Origin of the sequence: Burkholderia ambifaria AMMD (assembly GCF_000203915.1) — a bacterium.
Lineage (GTDB): Bacteria > Pseudomonadota > Gammaproteobacteria > Burkholderiales > Burkholderiaceae > Burkholderia > Burkholderia ambifaria.
In genome coordinates this window covers 2,603,762-2,622,548 of record NC_008391.1, presented here as the reverse complement: position 1 = coordinate 2,622,548, position 18,787 = coordinate 2,603,762, and the positions used below count along the sequence as shown (strand labels likewise).

Here is an 18,787-nt window from a genome sequence, read left to right as displayed (position 1 = left end):
GGGCAGGTGCCGCCCCGGCGGGCTATCAGCGCGTGATCTGCCGCATGTAGAAGATCGTCTGGATCGTCGGCAACACCTGCTGCAGCACACGGTTGAACTGCACCGAGCCGGCCGTGCTGACGTAGACGACATCGAGCGGCTGGAGCGGGAAGCGGCTCGACAGCATCAGCGCATCCGGCTGCGTCATGTCGAGGCGATACACTTCCGGCTTCGTCGGGTTGTCACGCATCCCGCGCATCACGTAGATCTTGCGCGGGTTCGCATCGGTGTCGAGGATGCCGCCGCCGGCGGTGAGCGCGTCGGCGATGGTCAGCCTGCCCTTGAGCATCGGCACCGTGACCGGCGTCTTGACCTCGCCCATGATGAACACGCGGCTGTCGCTGCGGTCCGGCACGTTGACGATGTCGCCCGGCTGCAGCATCACGTTCTGCTTCACTTCGCCGCGATCGAGCACGCCGTTCGCGTCGAGCGTGTAGAGCTTGCCGTCGCGCGTCAGGCGCACGCGCTGCAGGTCGGCCTCGTTGGTCGAGCCGCCCGAGCGCGAGATCGCGTCGACCAGCGTCAGCGGCACGTCGCTCACCGCGAGCGGGCCCGGCTGCTTCACCTCGCCCGTCACCTGTATCTTCTGGCTGCGGAACGACAGCACGCGCACGTCGAGCTGCGGATTCTTCACATAGCGCGCGAGCGTGGACGACATCTGCTCGCGGATCTGCGCGACCGTCTTGCCGGCCACGTGAATGCGGCCGACGAACGGGAAGAAGATCGAGCCGTCGGCGGACACGGTCTGGCCGTACGGATCGGCCTGACCCGGCAGCGCGGTCGTATACGGCTGCTGGAGCGCGCCCGCGACCGACTGCGTCGTGTTGCCGCCGCTCGAGAACGACTGGCCCTGCGGCGTCGTCAGCTCGGGGTGATCCCAAACCGTGACGCCGAGGATGTCCTGCGGGCCGACGCGGTAAACGTACTGCGACGGATCGGTGTAACGGCCCGGCGGCAGCGGGTGCTCGACCTGCTGCTTCTGCAGCTGATCCATCACCAGCTTCGCGTCGATGTAATGAACCGGATAGGTTTCGGCCTGGCCTTGGCGGCCCTCGTCCTTCAGGTTCGACGAATCGAGATAGTTGCCGGGCGCGGTCGCGCAGGCCGACAGGAATGTCGTCATCGCGACGGCGAGCGCCAGCGGGCGCATGGGACGTTTCAGCATAGTTTTTGCAGCCATCCTTGAACCAGACGTTCGATCAATGAGTAGCTCTCGCGATAGTCGGCCTCGGGGCCGCCATGCGGATCCGCGATCTCGGCGTCCTCCCACTTGCCAAGCAGGTGAACCTTGCCGCGCGCGAACGGATCGACCGATTCGACGGCCGCGATCTGTCCGCGCTCGCTGACGAGAATCAGGTCGGCGTCGCGCACGAGCCGGCGCGACAGCCGACGCGACCGATGCGTCGTCGCATCGACGCCGCGCTCGGCGAGCAGTTGCCGCATCACCGGATCGATGCCGTCGCCGTCGTTCGCGCGCACCCCCGCGGAATGGAACGTCACGCGCGGGCCGCCGCGCGACGCGGTGTGCGACTTGAACAGCATTTCGGCTGCCGGGCTGCGGCAGACGTTCGCGTGACAGACGATCAGGATGTTGCGGAACATGGCGTCTCGAATCGGGTAACGGGGAACGGTGACGCGCGGGTTACGCGTTCGCGCGCGCGGCGCCCGCCACGCGGGCGGCGACGGCCTGACGCGAGCCCGGGCGACCGATCGGGTGGTACTCGATACCCTGCTCGCTCATCGCTTCCGGCTCGTACAGGTTGCGGCCGTCGAAGATCACCGGCGACTTCCACTGCCGGCCGAGCGCGATGAAATCCGGGCTCTTGAACGCCTTCCATTCGGTGACGATCACAAGCGCGTCGGCATCGCGCGCGGCCTGCGCCTCGTCGTCGACGAAGGTGAGGCGTTCGAGCCAGCTCGGGTGATCGGCGAGATCGAGCGCGAGCACGCGGCGCGCTTCCTGCTGCGCGACCGGATCGTATGCGGCGATGCGCGCACCGCGCGACAGCAGCTCGGCGATCAGCTCGCGGCTCGGCGCCTCGCGCATGTCGTCGGTGTTCGGCTTGAATGCCAGGCCCCAGATCGCGAACGTGCGGCCGGTCAGGTCCTCGCCGAAGCGCGCGACGATCTTGTCGGCGAGCACGCGCTTTTGCGTCGCGTTGACCGACGACACGGCCTTCAGGATCTGCAGCGACTGGCCATGCTCGTCGGCCGTGCGGATCAGCGCCTCGACGTCCTTCGGGAAGCACGAGCCGCCGTAGCCGCAGCCCGCATACAGGAAGTGGTAGCCGATGCGCGGATCGGAACCGATCCCGCGGCGCACGGCCTCGATGTCCGCGCCGAAGCGGTCGGCCAGGTTCGCGAGCTCGTTCATGAACGAGATGCGGGTCGCGAGCATCGCGTTCGCCGCGTATTTGGTGAATTCGGCCGAGCGCACGTCCATGTACAGCGTGCGTTCGTGGTTGCGGTTGAACGGCGCGTAGAGCTTCTTCATCAGTTCGCGCGCGCGCTCGCCCGGCACGTCGTCGTCGCAACCGATCACGATGCGGTCCGGCCGCGTGAAATCGTCGACCGCCGCGCCTTCCTTCAGGAATTCCGGATTCGACACGACCGAGAACATCTGGTCGTCGCCGCGCTTCGCGAGCTCCTCGGCGACCGCCGCGCGCACGCGCTCGGCCGTGCCGACCGGCACCGTCGACTTGTCGACGATCACCTTGAAGCCCTTCATGTAGCGGCCGATGTTGCGCGCCGCCGCGAGCACGTACTGCAGGTCGGCCGAGCCGTCCTCGTCGGGCGGCGTGCCGACCGCGATGAACTGCACGTCGCCGTGCGCGACCGCGGCCTCGATGTCGGTCGAGAAGCGCAGGCGGCCCGCCGCGCGGTTGCGCGCGATGACTTCCTTGAGGCCCGGCTCGTGGATCGGCACGCCGCCGTTGTTCAGGATGTCGATCTTCGCCTGATCGACGTCGAGACAGAACACGTCGTGCCCGATGTCGGCGAGACAGGCGCCGGTGACAAGTCCTACGTAACCGCTGCCGATGATAGTCAGATTCATGATGTGTCGGACCTCGTGACCAATGATTCGAAATTCGTAAAACCGGAACGCCTGCGCGGGCGCTGGGTCAATAAGCGTTGCTGCCGGTGAAGCCTTTCCAGAGCGTCAGGACGACGATCTTGATGTCGAGCCAGAACGACCAGTTCTGCATGTAGTACAGATCGAGCTTCACGCGTCCCATCATCTTCTCGATCTGATCGGTCTCGCCGCGAAAGCCGTTGATCTGCGCCCAGCCGGTGATGCCCGGCTTGATCCGGTAGCGGAACATGTAGCCCTTCACCAGATCCTTGTAGATGTCGTCGTGCGCGAGCGCATGCGGCCGCGGGCCGACGACCGACATCTCGCCCTTCAGCACGTTGATGAACTGCGGCAGCTCATCGAGGCTCGTGCGGCGCAGGAAGCGGCCGACCGGCGTCACGCGCGTGTCGTTCTTGGTCGCCTGCGTGACCTGCCCCGCGACTTCCTGATGCACCTTCATCGAGCGAAACTTGTAGATCTCGAACTCGTGCCCGTCGATGCCCTTGCGTTTCTGGCGGAAGAACACCGGCCCGCGCGACGTCAGCTTGATCAGGCACGCGATCAGCAGCATCAGCGGCGCCAGCGCCGTGAGCGCCGCCAGCGCGAACAGCCGGTCGAACACGAACTTCGGCAGGATCCGCACGTCGGTGATCGGCGACGCCGCGAGGTTGATCGCCGGCACGCCGAGCACCTCGACCACTTCCTGGTTGAAGAACGACAGCGTGCGCACGTCCGGAATGAAGCGGATATTCACGAAGTCGTGGCGGAACACCGTCACGATCTGATGAATCCGCCGCTCCTCCGTGATCGGCAGCGTGAGCCACAGCTCGCTGATCGCGCGGCTGCGCACCAGCCACACCAGCGATTCGAACTGCCGCTCGATGCGCACGTCGTCGAGCGCGACTTCGCCCGGCACTTCGCTTTCGTCGTAGACGCACACCGGGTTGAAGCCCGCTTCCGGGCGCGCCCGCATCTGCGCGATCAGCCGCCGCGCGGCCGGCGTACCGCCGACGATCGCGACCGCCTTCAGGTTGTAGCCGCCGCGCCGCAGTTGTCGCAGCACGACGTGCACGCAGGCCTTCGAGCCGGCCAGCAGCGCCATCGTCACGAGCGCCCAGTAACCGAGCCACAGCCGTGACAGATCGCCCGACTGGTGAAAGCTGAAACTCATCAGGATGCCCGCGAGCTCGACCACCAGCCACGCGAACGCGACACGCCCCACCAGCCCGACGAGACGCTTGCCGCGCCACGATTGATAGATGCCCATCGCCGGAAAGAACACGACGACCAGCAAGCAGTCGAACAACACCGTCGTGCGCTGCAGATCGTTGAGCCAGATGCTGCCGCCGTGCAGCGCGGCGGCGATCAACGCCCCCACCACGACCATCGCGATATCGATGACTCTCGCCAGCACGCTCAACATGTTCGCTTCCTCTTTGAACAGGCGTTTGCCGAACAGCTCCTCGTGCAGCCCGTGCCGCACATTCGATTCAAACGTTGCATGACGCTATTGAAGCGGTAAGAAAATTCATCCTCAAGCGCACAAGTATTTCGAAAAATAATCGGAAATTCTTGCCGCGATATTCTTGAATTAAATCGGCACCTTTTCCCGAATCGAGCCCGAATCGGGGCATTTTTTGAAAACTTTACGGTTCTCGCCGAGCCTTTGCGGCAAGGCATGCGCGCGCGATTCGCGGAATTATTTTTTATTTTTTCTTTGCGCCGGATGTCATCGCGGAAAATTTTCCCGGATATGCGCGCGACGAACGTGCACGACGAATATCGTGCAAGGCGCGCGGTTTTATTGTCGATTTACTTCATGCTACAAACAGGCACTGACTTCAATCGAGGAGAGTGTCATCATGAATGCTCCGGCCGTGGTAGCCGATACGCGCCCATCTTCTTCCGCCGCAACCGACGCCGGTACGCGCGTCGCGGTGCAGCCGGTGATTCTCGCCGGCGGTTCGGGCACGCGTCTGTGGCCGATGTCGCGCGAACACTATCCGAAGCAGCTGATCGGCCTGCTCGGCGATCATTCGCTGCTGCAATCCACCGCGCTGAGGCTCGACGGCCTCTCGACCGGTCATCCGCTGAACGACGACGTGCTGATCGTGTGCGGCGAGGATCACCGCTTCACGACCGCCGAGCAACTGCGCCTGACCGGCAAGCGTGCTTCGATCATGCTCGAGCCGCTCGGCCGCGACACCGCGCCCGCCCTGACGCTCGCCGCGCTGCGCATCGTCGCCGGCGGCAGCGATGCCGTGATGACCGTGATGCCGGCCGACCACGCGGTGGCCGACCAGCCGCGCTTTCATGCGGCGGTCGCGGCCGGCGTGCACTGCGCGGCGCAAGGCAAGATCGCGACGATGGGCATCGTGCCGGGCCGCGCCGAAACGGGCTACGGCTACATCCGCGTCGGCGCGCCGCTCGGCGACGCCGGCACCGGCGACCTCGACGTGCGCCGTCTCGACCGCTTCGTCGAGAAGCCGCATCTCGAGCTCGCGCAGCAGTACGTCGCGTCCGGCGAATACTGGTGGAACAGCGGCATCTTCATCGTGCGCGCATCGGTGTGGCTCAACGCGATCCGCCAGCTCGAACCCGAGATCTACGCAGCCTGCGAGCAGGCCGTCGCCAACGGCAAGGAAGACGGCGACTTCTTCCGCGTCGATCGCGACGCGTTCGCCGCATCGCCGTCGAACTCGATCGACTATGCGGTGATGGAGCCGCTCGCGAACCTGCCGCAGCTGTGCGAAAGCGTGGTCGTGCCGCTCGACGCGGGCTGGTCCGACGTCGGCTCGTGGGACGCGATCTGGCAGATCCTGCCGAAGGACGATGCCGAGAACGTCGGCCGCGGCCACGTGCTGTTCGAAGACGCCACGTCGACTTTCGCGCATTCGGAAAGCCGGCTCGTCGCGTGCGTCGGCACGCAGAATCTGGTCGTCGTCGAAACGCCCGACGCCGTGCTCGTCGCCGACAAGTCCCGCGTGCAGGACGTGAAGAAAATCGTCGGGCGCATCAAGGCCGCACGCGGCGCGGAAGCGACCGATCACCGCAAGGTCCACCGTCCGTGGGGCCATTACGACTCGGTCGACATGGGCGAGCGCTTCCAGGTGAAGCGCATCGTCGTGAAGCCGGGCGCGCGACTGTCGCTGCAGATGCACCACCACCGCGCCGAACACTGGATCGTCGTGCGCGGCACCGCGCGCATCACGCGCGGCGAGGAAACCTTCCTGCTGTCCGAGAACGAATCGACGTACATCCCGCTCGGCGTGTCGCACCGTCTCGAGAACCCGGGCAAGATGCCGCTCGAGCTGATCGAAGTGCAGTCGGGCGCGTATCTCGGCGAGGACGACATCGTCCGCTACGACGATACCTACGGACGCCAGTGACGCAGCGGATGCCGGGCGCGCCGTGTCGACGGTGCGCCCCGCATCACGCGGATGGAGGAGACAAAAAAATGCGCGGGCGCCGTGACACACGACGACCCGCGCGTTTTCGTTCGGACGACGATCAACCTACCCGATACGCATACTCGCGGCGCTCCGACTGCACCGGATCGTTGCGGCCCTCGGACAGCACGCCCGCGCGACGCTCGGCGATGAAGCGCTTGATGTCCGACTCCGCACGCGCCAGCGCGGACAGGCCGGCCAGCACTTCGCTTTGCGGCACGCGCACCGGTTCGTCGCTCGCACCATGGCGATCGATCCATTGGCGCGCCCAGTCGAGCGCGTACTGCTCCGCGGCTTCCGCGTCGGTGAAGCGCGGGCCGATCAGGCCCGAGCGCTCGACGCGCCGGTCGTCCTGCATGATCTCGGCCCACGCGCGGTACATCAGGTTCTGCACCGGCTGCGCGCTGCCATAGATCGTATAGCCGCGATACTCGTCGACTTGCGGCTCGGCCGCGGCGAAGCTCGTCGCGCCCGCCCGCCCGCGACGCAGCCCGGCAGGCTGCGCGCCGGGCACAGCGAACGACGCGCCGGACGATTGGTCCGCACCGGTGCTCGGCCTCGCGGCCACCGTCGCGCCCTCGCCATCCCAAACGTTTGCCTGCGCGACCGGCAATTGCCACGACTCGGGGTTCTGCCAGAACACGCCGCGCAGACGATCGTTGTCGGGCACCGGCTCGGCACGGCACGCGGGTGCCGAGGGCACGGGCGGCGGCGGCACATACGCGAACGTACGCCCGCTGAATTGAGTCAGCATGTCGATCATCTGCAACAGCGTGCCGTTCGCGAGCCACTCTTCGTAGCGGCGACGGCACGTCGGCCCGGACGGATAGCGCCCGGGCAATTTCGACCATGCTTCACCGGTCGTCAGGATCCACAGGACCGCGTTGGCGACAACGCGCGGTTCTGCACGTGGGCGGCCTCGACGGTTCAGCCGGATGGGTTCATCGGCGATCAGCGTTGAAAGACGAACCCACTCTTCATCGTTAAGCTCATCGAAGAACATAGTAGATCTCTCCACGCAGCCAGGCCGGGCTGCGATTGTCGGCGCCGTCGTCACGCATCGCGTGACGGGGCGGCCCGGTTGCACATTATGGTTATCCGAATGTTGTGCATGCCGGCGCGACACCGCACGTTCGCGGTGCCGCCATTCCCGGCAATGGCGCACAAATCACGGTCTCACTCCAATGTGGGAATTTTTGTGCACGAAGCATACCATCCTCAGGGTTTCTCTCAATATGACAATGACTTAATGTTACGTACTGAAACAACCTGCCATGGATGCGCAAACCATTTACGCTTGAATTTTTTTACGCGATCTTTATGCGTGAGGCTGGGAAGCCCCGTCTGGCGGGGCTCTGCGGGGTGCGCCCGACGCGCGGCCGGCGGCGCTTCCCGGCTGTTCCGACCCTGCGCCGTAACAATCGCGGAGATTGCCGCCTAAAATCGGTAAATCAGGGAAAATTTCGTAACAAGATATTCACGGATCGGTAAATCGTTCAAATACCGCTGAACCGAATTATCTCCGTGCACAATCTTTTTATTGTTTACCTGCGAGTAATGAAAGCGACCTGACGTGCAATGCACATTGTTTCCCGGCATGCAAGCGCGCACGGGCTTGTTACATCCTCGGAGTGAAGGGCAGTCGGTCGCGCGATAGAGCGGGTGGAAGCGTCGAAACGATGCGCGCGACCGTAGATCAGCGCAGATCGCCGGCGAGCGACGCGGCCACGTCCGCGTCCAATGGTTGCGGCGGCATCGAATAGGCCGGGTGGTCGCAGCCGATCGACAGCGTCGCGCCGTCCTTGAGCGCCGCGCGCATCGGCGCGCTCAATTCGAAGCGCACGAAATGCACGGCCGAGGTCTTCTCCGCGTTGTCGCGATCGAGATCCTCGTCGGCGATCGCATACACCGCGGGATGCCCGTCGACCTGCAGGTACACGCGATCCTCGACGCCGATCAGCCGCGCGAGCGCCGCCCGCCGTTCGGCCTCGTGCTCGTATTCGATCTGCAGCGTCGCCTTCAGGTTGGTGCCGTCGGGCACGAGCGGCAGATAGGCTTCCAGTTCGCCTTCGATGCCCGCCTCGTCGAAGATCTTCTCGATGTGCAGCATCTCCTGGATCTGATAGCGGATCGTGGTCTCGTCCTCGAACAGCAGGCGCAGATGGTTGCCGAGCGCCACCGCGCGGCGGCGCTTGTACGCGACGAGCCGCGCGTGTTCGGCCTTGCGGATCTTCGCGTACGCTTCGAGCGTGAGCAGCGAGTCGCGGGTCAGCGTCATGGGATGTCCTCGGATGGGAGTCGATGGGTTCGCCGCGCGGCCGCCGCCTCAGATGCCGTACGCGCGGCGCAGCAGCGTCAGCGGATGCGCGAGCGGCGCGGCCGGCAGCCCCTTCTCGTCGATGCCCTGCACGATGTGATGGCCGGCGAGCGCGCAGTCCGACGACACGAAGTCCGGCTGCGGCTCGGCCATTGCCTTGAACACGGGCGCGCCGATCCGCATCGCATCCGCATGGAAGCCCTTCTTCACGCCGAACGTGCCCGCGTGCCCCGAACAGCGCTCCACCACATTCACGCGCGTATCGGGCACGAGCGACAGCGTGTCGGCCGTCTTGCGGCCGATGTTCTGCACGCGCGCGTGGCACGGCACGTGATATGACACGGTGCCGAGGCCCTGCTTGAAATCGGTCTTCAGCAAACCGTCGCGATGCCGCGCGATCACGTATTCGAACGGATCCCAGAATGCGTCGGCCACCGCGCGCACGGCTTCGTCGTCGGGGAACATCAGCGGCAGTTCGCTCTTGTACATCAGCACGCAGCTCGGGATCGCGCCGATCAGCGCGTAGCCGTCGCGCGCATAGCGCTCGAGCACCGGCATGTTCACGGCCTTCTTCGCGGCGACGCCCGCGAGATTGCCCTGCTCGAGCAGCGGCATGCCGCAGCAGGCTTCGCGCGTGACGAGCTCGTACGGGATCTCGTTGTGCGCGAGGATCGCGAGCAGGTCGTGGCCGATGCCCGGCTCGTTGAAGTTTACGTAGCACGTCGCGTAGATCGCGACCTTGCCGGGCGTGCGCTCGCCGTCGCGCACCGGCGGGCCGTCCGAGCGCTTCGCGGTGCGCCGGAACTTGCGCGGCGCAAACTCCGGCAGCCACGCGTCGCGATCGACGCCGAGCACCGCTTCGAGCGCGTGCCGCGCGGGCGGCGTGCGGTTCACCGCGTTCACCGCCTGCGTGACGATCGGAATGCCGGCGAAATGGCCAAGCGCGTCGGTGTTCGACAGCACCTTGTCGCGCAGCGGCGCTTCGCCGCGCTGGTAGCGCGCGGCCTTCCCGCGCAGCATCAGGTGCGGGAAGTCGACGTTCCACGCGTGCGGCGGCACGTACGGACATTTCGTCATGTAGCAGAGATCGCACAGGTAGCACTGGTCGACGACCTTGCCGAACGCCGCCTTCGGCACTTCGTCGATGGTGCCCGTCGGGGTGTCGTCGACGAGATCGAACAGCGTGGGGAATGCGCCGCACAGCGACACGCAGCGCCGGCACCCCGCGCAGATGTCGAACACGCGCGTCATTTCCGCATCGATCGCGGCCTGGTCGTAGAACGCTTCGGACTGCCAGTCGAGCGGATGCCGGGTCGGGGCTTCGAGGCTACCTTCCTTGTGGGGCATGGGGCGCTCCAGCGTGGCGCGCATGCGCGCGGACGCGCCGCCCGCGCGGTGCGGGCAGCGATCGACGCACGGCCGCCGGCCGGCGAAATTTTCCGACCGGGCCGTGCGGCCTTGCAGGGGCCGCGTCAGTCGACGAGTGCGTCCAGCGCCTTCGTATAGCGGTTCGCGTGGCTGCGTTCGGCCTTCGCGAGCGTCTCGAACCAGTTCGCGATTTCGTCGAAGCCTTCTTCGCGTGCCGCCTTCGCCATGCCCGGATACATGTCGGTGTATTCGTGCGTCTCGCCGGCGATCGCCGATTCGAGGTTCAGCCGCGACGAGCCGAACGGCAAACCCGTCGCGGGATCGCCGACTGCTTCGAGATATTCGAGGTGGCCGTGCGCATGGCCGGTTTCGCCTTCGGCGGTCGAGCGGAACAGCGCGGCGATGTCGTTCTGGCCTTCGACGTCAGCCTTCGAAGCGAAATACAGATAGCGCCGGTTCGCTTGCGATTCGCCCGCGAATGCGGCCTTCAGGTTCTCTTCGGTTTTGCTGCCCTTGAGTTGAGCCATTTGCGCCTCCGTTCGAGTCGGCGCAGCCGCGTGCGAAGCCGGGCCGATGATGTATGTAGGGCACGATGCGTGCATGATGGCGCACGCATCGTGCCTTTTAATCTAGCCGCTCACGATCGCATCCCCCAATAGGCTTTTTCAATGCTGGCGATAGTGCGCCGACGGAATTGGGGACGGTTTCGGTCCCCGCTCCGGCGGCGCTTGCCGTGCGTCATGCGTCCGTCGCCCGCTTGAGCAGCAATTCCCTTTCGCGCTCGTTGCGGGTCAATTCCGCCGCGCGACGGAACTCGACCTTCGCCTCGTCCGTGCGGCCGAGTTTCGCGAGCAGATCGCCGCGCACGCTCGGCAGCCAGTGATAGCGCGCGAGCGCCGGATCGTCGCGCAGCACGTCGACGATTTCCAGCGCCGCGGCGGGCCCGAACGCCATCCCCACCGCCACCGCGCGGTTCAGCTCGACGACCGGCGACGGCGCGACTTCGGCGAGCGCGTCGTACAGCGCAACGATCTGCGCCCAGTCCGTTTCCGACGCGTGCCGCGCGCGTGCATGGCACGCAGCCAGCGCGGCCTGCAGCGCATACGGGCCGCGCACGCCGCCGAGCTTGGTCGCCCGCTCGAGCGCCGCGAGGCCGCGCCGGATCAGCAGCGGATCCCAGCGGCTGCGGTCCTGGTCGAGCAGCAGCACGGGCCGCCCCTGCGCATCGGTGCGTGCATGCATGCGCGACGCCTGCAGCTCCATCAGCGCGACCAGCCCGAGCACTTCGCTTTCGTCCGGCACGAGCCCGGCCAGCACGCGGCCGAGCCGCAGCGCCTCGTCGCACAACGCCGGACGCGTCCAGTCGTCGCCGGCGGTCGCCGCATGGCCTTCGTTGAACACGAGGTAGATCACTTCGAGCACCGACGCGAGCCGTGCGGGCCGCGCGGCGGCGGACGGCACCTCGAACGGCACGTGCGCCGCCGCCAGCGTGCGCTTCGCGCGGACGATGCGCTGCGCGATCGTCGGCTCGGGCGCCAGGAACGCACGCGCGATCTCGCTCGTGGTCAGCCCGCCGAGCAGCCGTAGCGTGAGCGCGACGCGCGCATCGGTCGACAGCACCGGATGGCACGACGTGAAGATCAGCCGCAGCAGATCGTCGCCGATGTCGTCGTCGCTCGCGTCGGCGAGTGCCTCCGCGATGTCGGGCACGACGTGCGCTTCGAGCGCGTCCATTTCATGCCCGAGCTGATCGCGCTTCGCCGCATGCAGCGACTCCTGCCGGACCCGGTCGAGCGCGCGCCGCTTCACGGCCGTCATCAGCCAAGCGGCCGGATTGTCGGGCACGCCGTCGACGGGCCAGTGCTCGAGCGCCGCGACGAGCGTGTCCTGCGCGAGTTCCTCGGCCACGCCGACGTCGCGCACCACGCGTGCGGCGCGGGCAATGATCTTGGGCGCCTCGATTCGCCAGACGGCCTCGATCGCACGGTGGGTCGCCTCGAGCGTCACGACGCCGGCTCCTGCCCGGCCGCGGCCTGCTCCACGAATACCAGCCCCCATTCGTGGCCGTCCGGATCGGCGAAATCGTGGCTGTACATGCCCGGGTACTCCTGCGCCTGCCGCGGCACGGTGCCACCGGCCGCCCGCGCCTTCGCGACCACCGCGTCGACCTCGGCACGGCTGTCGCACGACAGGCACGGCAGTACCTGCACGTGCGTCGCCGGTTCGACGATGGTCTTGCCGGTGAAGGTCTGGAAGAACGGCCGCACCAGCAGCATCACGAAGATCGCGTCGCTGATCCGGATGCAGGCGCCCTGCTCGGTCGTGTAGGCCGGCACGACCTCGAAGCCGAGCGCGACGTAGAACGCCGTCGCGCGCGGCAGGTCGGCCACCGGCAGGTTGATGAAGATCGTTTTGTGCATGAAGCTCGCTCCCGGCGACGGTGGATTCAGACGGCCTGGCCGCGTCCGACCTGGAGTTCGCGGAACCGCTCGACCGCGTCGCTGGGCGTCAGATCGTCGAGCTCGAACAGCGGACGCACCTCGATCTCGCAGTCCATTTCCGCGCCGAACGGCGCGGGGAACCGGCGCGTCCATTCGAGCGCCTCGTCGCGCGAGCGCACCTGGATCAGCGTATAGCCGGCAATCAGTTCCTTCGTCTCCGCGAACGGACCGTCGATCACCGTGCCCTTGCCGCCCGTGTACCGCACGCGCCAGCCCCGCGCGCTCGGCCGCAGGCCGTTCGCATCGAGCAGCACGCCGGCCTTGGCCAGTTCCTCGTGATAGACCGTCATCGCCTCGACCAGCCGGTTGTCCGGCAATGCGTCGGATTCGCTGACGGCATTCGCCCGGATCATGATCATGAATCGCATCGTTCACTCCTTGTCGTCGGTGGAAAAGCGGCGTCCGTTCATCGGCGCCTTATCCGGACGACGGGCGACAGGCTGCCGGATCGACGTGCCGCACGACGAGCGCGGGTAAACACCAGGCACGGCCGTTACAGTCACAGGAAGCACGGGCCGACCTTGCGCACTTCGACCGTGCACCATTGTGCCGCCGGGCACTGCCGTGCGATCTCGATCGCTTCGTCGCGCGTGTCGACGTCGACGATGAAGAAGCCGCCGACCATTTCCTTCGCCTCGGCGAACGGGCCGTCGACGAGGCGCGTCTCCCCGTCGCGCACCTCGACGCGCGTCGCGCGTTCCGAGCGCTCCAGCGACTCGACGCCGCGCAGCACGCCACGCGCTTTCAGCGTCTCGGCGAAATCGACCATTCGCGCGTAAAGCGCCTGCCCGTCTTCGAGCGTGCGTTCGGCGCGCTGGCCGGTCGGTTCGACAATCAACAGCATGTAGGACATGGAAATCTCCTGTTGGGGGCCGTGCGCGGAAGCGTGCGGATCGCAGGCCGGAATGACACGTCAGGTGCGAAGCGTAACAGCCCCGGCCGGCCTTGCCGTCATCGTTGGCCATTCGGCACTGGCCTGATGGCCAATTCGATCGCGGCACGCGATTTTGCCGTCAAGATGCGTCCCGAACCTTCGAATTTTCTTCCTGTGTGCCACGCCATGTCACTCCTGCCGTCATCGCTCGCGCTTGCCGCCTTTCTTGTTCTCTCCGTTCCGCCCGCCACCGCCGCGCTGCCGGTGAGCACGGGCTGCGGCGGCGCCACCACCGCGATCGCCGACATCCGGCATCCCGCGGGCCGCTCGCCGCTGGCCGGGCACACCACGTCGATCGAAGCAGTCGTCACCGCGGCGTTCGGCGGCCCCGATGGCTTCGGCGGATTCTTCGTCCAGCAGGCGGACGCGCAGCGGCGACACCGGCCGGGCGTGCCGGAAGGCCTGTTCGTATATGCGCCGCATGCGCATGTGCAGCCGGGCGAGCGCGTGCACATCACCGGCAGGATCGAACAGAAATACGGCCGGACGCAACTCGCGTTGGCGGGCCGCGTGGCCGTCTGCGCACGCGGGCAGAGCGTCACGCCGGCCGCGCTGATGCTGCCGGTCGATAGTGACGCCGTATTCGCCGCGCATGAAGGCATGCGCGTGCGCTTTCCGCAAACGCTGACGGTCAGCGATACTTACGAACTCGGCCGCTACGGCAGCATCGTGCTCAGCCACGGCCGCCTGTACATGCCGACTCACGTGGCGCCGCCGGCCGAAGCCGCTGCGCACGCGGCGGCCAATGCACGCAACCGCATCGTGCTCGACGACGGTTCGAGCCGCGTGAACCCTGCAACCGCCCGCTATCCGCCGCCTGCGCTGAGCGCCGCCAACACGCTGCGCGCGGGCTACACGGTGCGCGGCATCGAAGGTGTGCTCGAACTGCGCTACGGCACGTGGCGATTGCAGCCCGTATCGTCCTCGCCACCCACCTTCGAGGCCGCGTCGAATCCGCGGGCCGATGCGCCCGCACGGCATCCGCAAGCCGACGTGCGGGTCGCGTCGTTCAACGTATTCAACTACTTCAACGGCGACGGCGCGGGCGGCGGCTTCGGCGATCCGTCCGGCCGTGGCGCGAAAACCCCCGCCGCCTTCGCGCGGCAGGAAGCGAAGCTCGTGGCCGCGCTGCGTGCCCTGCGCGCCGACGTGATCGGCCTGATGGAAATCGCGAACAACGGGCACGGCCCGGCGAGCGCCGTGCAGCGGCTCGCGGCCCGGCTCGGCGGCGGCTGGCGCGCGGTCGACCCCGGCACCGCACGGCTCGGGCGCGATGCGATCGCGGTCGCGCTGTTGTATGACAGCCGGACGATCGAGCCCGTCGGGCGCGCCGCGACCGTCGCGCTCGACGGCCGGAATCGCCCGCCGCTCGCGCAGACGTTCCGTCGCGTCGACGGCACCCGCGCGTTCACGGTCGCGGTCAACCACCTGAAGTCGAAGAATTGCCCGCACGCCACCGGCCCGGATCTCGACCAGTCGGACGGCCAGGGCTGCTGGAATGCAACGCGCACGCGCGCAGCCGAACGCGTCGCCGGCTGGCTTGCGACGTCGCCGACCGGCGCCGCGGCCGACGGCGTGCTGCTGATCGGCGATCTGAACAGCTATGCGAAGGAAGACCCGCTGCGCGCGCTCGAATCGCGCGGCTACACCAACCTCGTCGCCCGCTTCGTCGGCAATGCCGGCTACACGTATGTATTCCACGGCGAAGCGGGCAACCTCGACCACGCACTCGCGACGCCGCCGCTCGCCGCCCGCGTGAAAGCCGTGCACACGTGGCACATCAATGCAGATGAACCGATTGCACTCCAAGCCGTGCCCGATTACAAAACCCCGGCGCAACAGGCCGCCTATTACGCGCCCGATGCATACCGTTCGTCGGATCATGATCCCGTCGTCATCGACGTTGCGCTGGAGGAAGGCGCCACCTGAAGCAGGGCGGGCACAAACCCTGCTCCACCAAAGCATGGCGAGTAGTGCAATTGCATCAACAGAACGCATGCAACGGCACTATTTACCTGACAGGCCGGGCGACGCCATATTTACCGGGCTTTTCACGCCCGGCAATGGTTTTCTTTATGTCGCTTCGCTCGATCTCGAAATTTTTTCAACCGCTGTCCGGCCCCACTCGCGGGGCTTCCAAGGGATCTTGCCGACGAATTGAAAATTTGTCTCGAAACTCAATTGGCTGATTTGAATCACACAGGTTGCTGGGATTCGTCTTATCTTAAAATTGGCCTGTAAATCAAATCGAAGGAGGATAAACACCATGGCGCTCACCGACTCGATCGAACACAAGCTGGATCGCGGCCTGTCCGAAATCCGTCGCACCGGCCGGCGTGTCGGACGCACGACGCGCTCGGCTGCCCACGACCTGCATGCGGATGTGACCGACGATCTGCGCGGGCTGGTCGACGAACTGGAAGACCTGCTGAAGAACGATGGCGACGGCGATATCGCCGCGTTGCGCAAGCGGGTGCAGGCGCGGCTCGACGAAGCGCGCAGCACGCTCGACTACGCGTCGGGCACCGCGGCCGCCCGGCTGCGCGAATCCGCCGAACGCGTGTCGCAAGCCGTGCACGACAACCCGTGGCAGACCGCGGGCGTCGTCGCGGGCCTCGCGTTCGTCGCCGGCCTGCTCCTTTCTTCCCGCCGTTGAACGGGGCCGGCCGCCCCGCTGCACGCACCCGGACCGTCCGTCCTCAACCCGACAACGAAGGAGAATCGCCATGCAGAAATCCCTCGCCCTGAAAGCCGCCACCGCCGTCGTGGTCGGCAGTCTCGCCCTTGCCGGTTGCACCATGACGTCCGACAAACCCGACAACGCAGCAGCCAGCGCGTCGAAACGCCAGTCGATCGACGCGAGCGTGAATGCGACACTGTCGCGCCTCTATTCGACGGTGCCGGGCTCGCGTGAGCTCGTCGCGAAGTCGCGCGGCGTGCTCGTGTTCCCGAACGTGCTGCAAGCCGGCCTGATCGTCGGCGGCCAGTCCGGCAACGGCGCACTGCGCGTCGGCGGCAACACCGTCGGCTACTACAACACGTCGTCGCTGTCGGTCGGCCTGCAGGCCGGCGCGCAATCGAAGGCGATCGTGTTCCTGTTCATGACGCAGGATGCGCTCGACTCGTTCCGTAAGTCCGAAGGCTGGTCGGCCGGTGCCGATGCGTCCGTCGCGGTCGTGAAGGTCGGCGCGAACGGCGCGGTCGATTCCAACACGGCCACCGCACCGGTCCAGGTGCTGGTGCTGACCAACGCCGGCCTGATGGGCGACTTGTCGGTGAACGGCACCAAGATCACCCGGCTCCACATCTGACGATCCGGCGCGGCACCGCCGCGCCCCTTCCGCCAACGCCGCGGCTTCGCCCGCGGCGTTTTCGCGTGCGCCGCGCGCAGCGGCTATGATGGCGACACCTTTGCGGGCATACTGCCGGTCGGGCCGCCCGCAGCGTGCTTCGCCGCGAACCCGTGACGTTCGCGAGCCGATCGCGCCCGAAGCGACGAGATTCAATCAAACCAGGCATCAATGCGCGAACCATCCATGGATAGCGGACACGATCACCAAAAATTCTTCTATTTCCTGCTGTTCGCGGTCACCGTCGGACTGTGCTGGATACTCGCGCCGTTCTCCGGCGCCGTCTTCTGGGGCACCATTCTCGCGATCCTGTTCCAGCCGGTGCAGCGCTGGCTCGCCGCGCGTTTCGGCAAGCGGCGCAATCTCGCCGCGCTCGTGTCGATGTCGCTGATCATCCTGATCGTGATCCTGCCGCTCGTGTTCGTCACGGCGACGCTCGTGCAGGAAATCGCGTACGTGTACCAGGAACTGAAGGACGCACAGCCGAATTATTCGCGGTACTTCCACGACATCATTCACGCGCTGCCGACGTCGATCCAGAACCTGCTGCAGAAATACGGGCTGTCCAACATCCCCGGCATCCAGAAGAAGCTGACCGACGGCGCCGCGCAGATCAGCCAGTTCGCGGCCACCCAGGCGCTCAGCATCGGCCAGAACACGTTCCAGTTCGTCGTCAGCTTCGGCGTGATGCTGTACATGCTGTTCTTCCTGCTGCGCGACGGCGGCGAGATCGGCCGCCGCGTGCGCCGCTCGATACCGCTCGACGAAGAGCACAAGAACCTGCTGCTCGCGAAGTTCACAACCGTTGTGCGCGCAACCGTGAAAGGCAATATCGCGGTCGCGCTCGTGCAGGGCGCGCTCGGCGGCCTGATCTTCTGGATCCTCGGAATCGAGGGCGTCGTGCTGTGGGGCGCGCTGATGGCGTTCCTGTCGCTGCTGCCGGCGATCGGCGCGAGCCTCGTGTGGATACCCGCCGCGCTCTACTTCCTCGCGATCGGCGCGATCTGGAAATGCGTGATCCTCGTCGCGTTCTGCGTCGGCGTGATCGGCCTCGTCGACAACCTGCTGCGCCCGATCCTCGTCGGCAAGGACACGAAGATGCCCGACTGGGTCGTGCTGATCTCGACGCTCGGCGGGATGGCGCTGTTCGGGATCAACGGCTTCGTGATCGGACCGCTCGTCGCCGCGTTGTTCATGGCAAGCTGGGACATCTACGCACGCTCCGAACAGGGGGAATGACGCCGCGCGTCACGGATGACGAATCCTGATCACGACGGGCGCCACGGCGCCCGTTTGCATTTCCGGCGCGGCCACCGTCATCACGCCGCCATGCGGGCCAATGCGATGAGCTCGCCCCGATACGAGCGGCACGCTTCGATCGTCGCGTGCATCGCGCCAGGTCGCGCGAATCTCCGCTCCCGCCGACTGCACCAGCGGCTCGCCGTCCGGCCTCACGAGCGCCACGTGCGCACCCGGCAGGTGCCGACCGTGCGCATCGAACCGGAGCGTCACCGCCGTCGCGGTGTCCGCCGCTTCGATCGACGGCGCGTCGAATGTCACGTCGTACAGATCGACGAGCGCACCGGTGAATCGCACGATGCCATCCGCATGCGCGTGCCCGGCCGCGCCGGCACCCGACATCGCGCACGCGATGCCGATCCCCACTGCGACGATCCGCAGCCTGTCGCACCTGCGCCGCATCGTTCGATCGCGCATCACCGCCGATGCCGCGTGCGTTGCCTTCGTTCGCATGTTT

18 protein-coding genes are annotated in these 18,787 nt (G+C 66.5%); 5 read left to right on the top strand and 13 right to left on the bottom strand.

Annotation, left to right across the window (positions count from 1 at the left end; genetic code table 11):
• Window positions 1–25: 25 nt before the first annotated feature.
• From BAMB_RS27665 to BAMB_RS27650, 4 genes are all read right to left on the bottom strand, one after another.
• Window positions 26–1,204: a polysaccharide biosynthesis/export family protein gene (locus BAMB_RS27665; RefSeq protein ID WP_011660458.1), complete on the bottom strand. Its 1,179-nt coding sequence runs from the start codon at window positions 1,202–1,204 to the stop codon at window positions 26–28.
• Window positions 1,198–1,641 carry a low molecular weight protein-tyrosine-phosphatase gene (locus BAMB_RS27660; RefSeq protein ID WP_006752506.1) on the bottom strand — a complete coding sequence of 148 codons (444 nt, stop codon included), beginning with the start codon at window positions 1,639–1,641 and terminating at the stop codon, window positions 1,198–1,200. The genes BAMB_RS27665 and BAMB_RS27660 overlap by 7 nt, the downstream gene beginning before the upstream one ends.
• 40 nt (window positions 1,642–1,681) lie before the next feature.
• A complete protein-coding gene (locus BAMB_RS27655; protein WP_011660457.1) occupies window positions 1,682–3,094 on the bottom strand; it encodes a UDP-glucose dehydrogenase family protein in 1,413 nt (470 codons plus the stop codon).
• A 67-nt stretch (window positions 3,095–3,161) separates the two neighbouring features.
• On the bottom strand, window positions 3,162–4,535 hold the full coding sequence (locus tag BAMB_RS27650) for an undecaprenyl-phosphate glucose phosphotransferase (protein ID WP_041491740.1): 1,374 nt from the start codon (window positions 4,533–4,535) through the stop codon (window positions 3,162–3,164).
• Window positions 4,536–4,974: 439 nt separating this feature from the next.
• On the opposite strand from BAMB_RS27650, the gene BAMB_RS27645 reads away from it, so the two are divergent.
• Window positions 4,975–6,501 carry a mannose-1-phosphate guanylyltransferase/mannose-6-phosphate isomerase gene (locus BAMB_RS27645; protein WP_011660455.1) on the top strand — a complete coding sequence of 509 codons (1,527 nt, stop codon included), beginning with the start codon at window positions 4,975–4,977 and terminating at the stop codon, window positions 6,499–6,501.
• Between the two features lie 121 nt (window positions 6,502–6,622).
• On the opposite strand, the gene BAMB_RS27640 is transcribed toward BAMB_RS27645, so the two are convergent.
• The 8 genes from BAMB_RS27640 to BAMB_RS27605 form a co-directional block, all read right to left on the bottom strand.
• Complete coding sequence (locus BAMB_RS27640) at window positions 6,623–7,564, bottom strand: transposase (RefSeq protein WP_011660454.1); 942 nt, start codon at window positions 7,562–7,564, stop codon at window positions 6,623–6,625.
• A 693-nt stretch (window positions 7,565–8,257) separates the two neighbouring features.
• Complete coding sequence (locus BAMB_RS27635) at window positions 8,258–8,839, bottom strand: DUF3501 family protein (RefSeq protein ID WP_011660453.1); 582 nt, start codon at window positions 8,837–8,839, stop codon at window positions 8,258–8,260.
• 48 nt (window positions 8,840–8,887) lie between these two features.
• A complete protein-coding gene (locus BAMB_RS27630; RefSeq protein ID WP_011660452.1) occupies window positions 8,888–10,225 on the bottom strand; it encodes a heterodisulfide reductase-related iron-sulfur binding cluster in 1,338 nt (445 codons plus the stop codon).
• 125 nt (window positions 10,226–10,350) lie between these two features.
• Window positions 10,351–10,773 carry a rubrerythrin family protein gene (locus tag BAMB_RS27625; protein ID WP_011660451.1) on the bottom strand — a complete coding sequence of 141 codons (423 nt, stop codon included), beginning with the start codon at window positions 10,771–10,773 and terminating at the stop codon, window positions 10,351–10,353.
• Between the two features lie 211 nt (window positions 10,774–10,984).
• The gene (locus BAMB_RS27620; RefSeq protein WP_011660450.1) at window positions 10,985–12,253 is read right to left on the bottom strand and encodes an RNA polymerase sigma factor; all 1,269 of its coding nucleotides are present in this window, start codon (window positions 12,251–12,253) and stop codon (window positions 10,985–10,987) included.
• Window positions 12,250–12,666: a VOC family protein gene (locus tag BAMB_RS27615; RefSeq protein WP_011660449.1), complete on the bottom strand. Its 417-nt coding sequence runs from the start codon at window positions 12,664–12,666 to the stop codon at window positions 12,250–12,252. Before BAMB_RS27615 ends, BAMB_RS27620 begins: the two co-directional genes overlap by 4 nt.
• A 26-nt stretch (window positions 12,667–12,692) precedes the next feature.
• Window positions 12,693–13,115 (bottom strand): YciI family protein, encoded by a 423-nt coding sequence (locus BAMB_RS27610; RefSeq protein WP_011660448.1) that lies wholly within the window; start codon window positions 13,113–13,115, stop codon window positions 12,693–12,695.
• 131 nt (window positions 13,116–13,246) lie between these two features.
• The gene (locus BAMB_RS27605) at window positions 13,247–13,600 is read right to left on the bottom strand and encodes a YciI family protein (protein ID WP_011660447.1); all 354 of its coding nucleotides are present in this window, start codon (window positions 13,598–13,600) and stop codon (window positions 13,247–13,249) included.
• A gap of 207 nt (window positions 13,601–13,807) precedes the next feature.
• Here BAMB_RS27605 and BAMB_RS27600 point away from each other — a divergent pair, with 207 nt between their 5' ends.
• From BAMB_RS27600 to BAMB_RS27585, 4 genes are all read left to right on the top strand, one after another.
• A complete protein-coding gene (locus tag BAMB_RS27600; RefSeq protein WP_041491739.1) occupies window positions 13,808–15,610 on the top strand; it encodes an ExeM/NucH family extracellular endonuclease in 1,803 nt (600 codons plus the stop codon).
• Between the two features lie 337 nt (window positions 15,611–15,947).
• Complete coding sequence (locus tag BAMB_RS27595) at window positions 15,948–16,337, top strand: ElaB/YgaM/YqjD family protein (RefSeq protein WP_011660445.1); 390 nt, start codon at window positions 15,948–15,950, stop codon at window positions 16,335–16,337.
• Window positions 16,338–16,407: 70 nt separating this feature from the next.
• Window positions 16,408–16,992 carry a BPSL1445 family SYLF domain-containing lipoprotein gene (locus tag BAMB_RS27590; RefSeq protein WP_011660444.1) on the top strand — a complete coding sequence of 195 codons (585 nt, stop codon included), beginning with the start codon at window positions 16,408–16,410 and terminating at the stop codon, window positions 16,990–16,992.
• Between the two features lie 225 nt (window positions 16,993–17,217).
• The gene (locus BAMB_RS27585) at window positions 17,218–18,270 is read left to right on the top strand and encodes an AI-2E family transporter (protein WP_041491616.1); all 1,053 of its coding nucleotides are present in this window, start codon (window positions 17,218–17,220) and stop codon (window positions 18,268–18,270) included.
• A gap of 9 nt (window positions 18,271–18,279) precedes the next feature.
• Here the strand turns inward: BAMB_RS27585 and BAMB_RS27580 are convergent, their stop codons facing one another.
• A complete protein-coding gene (locus BAMB_RS27580; RefSeq protein ID WP_011660442.1) occupies window positions 18,280–18,783 on the bottom strand; it encodes a hypothetical protein in 504 nt (167 codons plus the stop codon).
• Window positions 18,784–18,787 lie beyond the last annotated feature (4 nt).